General features: G+C 70.3%; 3 protein-coding genes and 2 pseudogenes. 3 read left to right on the plus strand and 2 right to left on the minus strand.

Annotated elements, in window-relative coordinates:
• Positions 1-157: 157 nt before the first annotated feature.
• The gene (gene dut / locus AC08OU_RS23460; protein ID WP_476605831.1) at positions 158-733 is read right to left on the minus strand and encodes a dUTP diphosphatase; all 576 of its coding nucleotides are present in this window, start codon (positions 731-733) and stop codon (positions 158-160) included.
• Positions 734-981: 248 nt separating this feature from the next.
• On the opposite strand from dut, the gene AC08OU_RS23465 reads away from it, so the two are divergent.
• The 3 genes and pseudogenes from AC08OU_RS23465 (at position 982) to AC08OU_RS23475 (ending at position 3567) form a co-directional block, all read left to right on the plus strand.
• Positions 982-1290, plus strand: coding sequence for a DUF4235 domain-containing protein (locus AC08OU_RS23465; RefSeq protein WP_462202896.1), 309 nt, complete (start codon positions 982-984; stop codon positions 1288-1290).
• Between the two features lie 170 nt (positions 1291-1460).
• Positions 1461-1980: pseudogene (locus AC08OU_RS23470) on the plus strand (gamma carbonic anhydrase family protein).
• Positions 1981-2183: 203 nt separating this feature from the next.
• Positions 2184-3567, plus strand: a pseudogene (locus tag AC08OU_RS23475) (nitrate/nitrite transporter).
• A 19-nt stretch (positions 3568-3586) separates the two neighbouring features.
• On the opposite strand, the gene AC08OU_RS23480 reads toward AC08OU_RS23475, so the two are convergent.
• On the minus strand, positions 3587-3796 hold a 210-nt coding region (locus AC08OU_RS23480; protein ID WP_476605832.1), incomplete at its 5' end, for a hypothetical protein.

Genomic DNA, 3796 nt, shown 5'->3' on the forward strand with positions numbered 1-3796 from the left:
CCGAAGCCTCAGCTCGCCCGCGACGCGCTCGACCCCGGCCAGCAAGACGTTCGCGAGATACGGCAGCCAAACCCCAAGGTCAAGGAGGTCACACCAGGCCGATCATCACAGCGCGATACCAATAGACGATCATGAGAGGGCCAGTTCGATCACAAGATCAGCGACAGATCCCCCCAGCTGGTCCCCTGGCGGACCCGAAACCCCCCGTGGAGCCGAACCCGCCGCTTCCGCGCACCGAGGCCGGCAGCTCATCGACCTCCCGGAACACGGCGTGCTCCACGCGCTGCACGACCAGCTGGGCGATCCGGTCGCCCCGATGTAGGGTGATCATGTCAGATCGGTCGGTATTGATCAGAATGACTTTGATTTCTCCACGGTAACCGGCGTCCACCGTTCCCGGGGCGTTGACCACGGACAGGCCGTGCCGCGCGGCCAGGCCACTGCGCGGATGGACGAACGCCGCGTACCCGGCCGGCAGGGCGATGCTCAGGCCGGTTCCGACCGTCGCCCGCTCCCCCGGGCCGAGCGTCACATCCTGGGCCGTCACCAGGTCCGCCCCCGCGTCCGACGGCTGGGCGTACGCCGGCAGCGCCAGCTCGCGGTCCGACCGGCGGACGAGGATCTCCACCCGACCCGGTACGGCGGGCGCGGGCTGCGCGGCGGGCTGTACGGCGAGTGGCACCGCGGACGCGGGAGGCGGGGCGGTGGGCGTCGTCGGATCGGTGGCGGTCATGGCTCTCCTGGTCGAGGGTGCCCGGTCCGGGCGTGACCCCCACGCTAGGCCATGGCCCTCGTACCGCCATCGGCCTGCCGGTCCGACGGGCCGCAGCGAGCCCCGGACTCCGGCAGGCGTATCCCGGCGTGATCGGATAGCAGATGATCCGAGAGGCTAAGACGATCCGAGGGGCTAAGCAGGCCGGTCGGGGTAAGCAGGGGGCGGGCGGACCGGCATGGTCCTCGCCGAGGAACGAGAGGTGCGGGGTGGCGAAAGCAGCGTCAAAGCTGGGATGGAAGATCGTCGGCGGAGGGGCGACCGCGCTCGCGGGCATGGCCGCGAGCCGAGTCGTGAGCGCCCTGTACCGCAAGGTGCGCAAGTCCGACCCGCCGGCCAACCCGGCGGACCCGGACACCGCCTGGACGGAGGCCGTCGCCTGGGCGGCGATCTCGGGTCTCGCGATCGGGATCGGCCGGTTGGCGGCCGAGCGCGCGGCCGCGCGCGGATGGGCCCGGGCGACGGGTTCACCACCGCCCGGCATGCTCCACCCGAAGACCTCCTTCTCCGAGGACTGACTTCTCCGAGGACTGAACGGCATCCGAGGACTGAACGCGTGACCGGGAGCACTGATGAGCGGCCGGCCACGAGCGGCTCTCCGGGGCACCCGGCTGCTCCTTTCCGGGCACGATGGGATCCACCGGTGCGCCGTCCGGATCGGCGGCGTCACGATCAGCGGGAGGCTCGGATGGCCGTGTACGCCCTGGGGGACGCCGTCCCCACCATCGATCCCACGGCCTACGTCCATCCGGACGCGACGGTGATCGGCACGGTGACGAGTCGGGCCCGAGTCCACGGTGTGGCCGGGCTCGGTGCTGCGTGGCGACTACGGGACGATCGAGATCGGCGCCCGTACGTCCATCCAGGACGGCACGGTGATCCACGCTACCGAGGAACTCACCACGGTGGTGGGTGACGACTGCACGGTCGGGCATCTGGCTCATCTGGAGGGTTACGTCGTCGAGGACGGCGCCCTGGTCGGTTCCGGTTCGGTGGTGCTCCACCGGGCCCGGATCGGCCGGGGTGCGCTGGTCGGCGCGGGCGCGGTCGTCGTGGGCGGCACGGTCGTGCCGCCGGGCGCGAGGGCGCTCGGCGTGCCAGCGAAGATCCTGCCGGATTCCGTCGCCCCGGGTGCCCTCGCCGCCGGGGCCGCGATCTACGTGGCGAACGGCAAGCGATACCGCGAGCAGCTACGCCGGATCGACTGACCGGTCGACCGCCGGGCCACCCACGCCTCGCCCGGCCCTCCCGGCGGATCCGCCGACGGCCCGACGGCCGGTGCGCCCGAGGTCTCACCGTCGGGTCCCCGCCCAGGTGAGCGGATGTCTCAGAGAGTGTCACAGCCGACGCCGCGCCACGTAACGGCGCATTCCTACCGTCGTGGCATCACCCGCACCTCGGAGGATCATCTATGAGCGCCACGCTGGAAGGCGTCCCGACTACCGGCACCGTGACCGGTCCGTCCCGACGCGGCCGCTGGATCGACGACTGGCGGCCCGAGGACCGCACTTTCTGGAACAACGGCGGTTCCCGCATCGCCCGCCGAAACCTGATCTTCTCGATCCTGGCCGAACACGTCGGGTTCTCGATCTGGTCGTTGTGGGCGGTGACGGTCCTGTTCCTCGGACCGGCCTACCACATCGACCCGGCCGGCAAGTTCCTGCTGACCTCGCTGCCCGCGCTCGTCGGCTGTGTGCTGCGGATCCCCTACACCTTCGCCGTCGCCCGGTTCGGGGGGCGTAACTGGACCATCTTCAGCGCGGCGGTGCTCCTCGTGCCGACGATCCTCGCGGCCGTCGTTCTCTCTCCCGGCGTCTCCTACCCCACCCTAGCTGATCGTCGCCGCGGTCGCGGGGGGCGGAGGCGGCAACTTCGCCTCCTCGATGACCAACATCAACACCTACTATCCGGAGCGGCTGAAGGGCTGGGCCCTGGGACTGAACGCCGGCGGCGGAAACCTGGGGGTGGCCGCGATCCAGCTTGTCGGCCTGCTCGTCCTCGCCACCGCCGGCAAGGACCACCCCCGGGTCGTCCTTGCCGTCTACATACCGCTGATCGTCCTGGTGACGCTCGGCGCGGCGCTGTTCATGGACAACCTGTCGAGCGCGAAGAACGACCGGGGCGCGATGCGCGACGTCGCCCGTGACGGTCACACCTGGGTGATGTCGCTGCTCTACATCGGCACGTTTGGGTCGTTCATCGGGTTCGGCTTCGCGTTCGGCCAGGTGCTCCAGGTGCAGTTCCACGACCAGTTCAGCATCCCGATCAAGGCCGCCTACCTGACCTTCCTCGGTCCGCTGCTCGGCTCACTGATCCGCCCGGTCGGCGGCATCCTGGCGGACCGCGTCGGCGGAGCGAAGGTCACCTTCGCCAACTTCGTGGCGATGGCGGCCGCAGCCGCGATCGTGCTCGTCGCCTCGCTGACGGAGTCGCTTCCCCTGTTCCTGGTCGGGTTCATCGCGCTGTTCGTCTTCAGTGGTGTCGGGAACGGGTCAACGTACAAGATGATCCCGGCGATCTTCCAGGCGAAGGCGCAAACCACCATCGACGCCGGTGGCAACCCGGTCGCGGCGCAGCACTCGGCCCGGCGGCTGTCCGGAGCCCTCATCGGCCTGGCCGGCGCGATCGGCGCGTTCGGCGGGGTGCTGGTGAACCTGGCCTTCCGGCAGTCGTTCCTGAGCTACCGGACCGGCGACGCGGCCTACATCTCCTTCATCGCCTTCTACGCGCTGTGCTTCGTGGTTACCTGGTTCGTGTATCTGCGGCCGTCCGCCAAGCGCCTCGCCGGCATCTGATCCCGTCTGTGCCCTGTGTTCAGGCCAGTTCGACGGCGACGGCGATCTCGCCGCCGGTCGGGCTCAGCGTGAGCTCCCGGATGCTGCCGGCGCTGCGCAGGTCCGCGGCCACCGACTCGACGAGGGCGACGAGGTCGGCCTCGCCGCTGATCAGGACGCTCGCGACCTCGGCCTTCTGCGACACCTTCGCCTCGGACTTGGCCCGGCGGACACCGGACAGCGCCGCCCC

This window comes from Frankia sp. CcMO1, assembly GCF_977945845.1.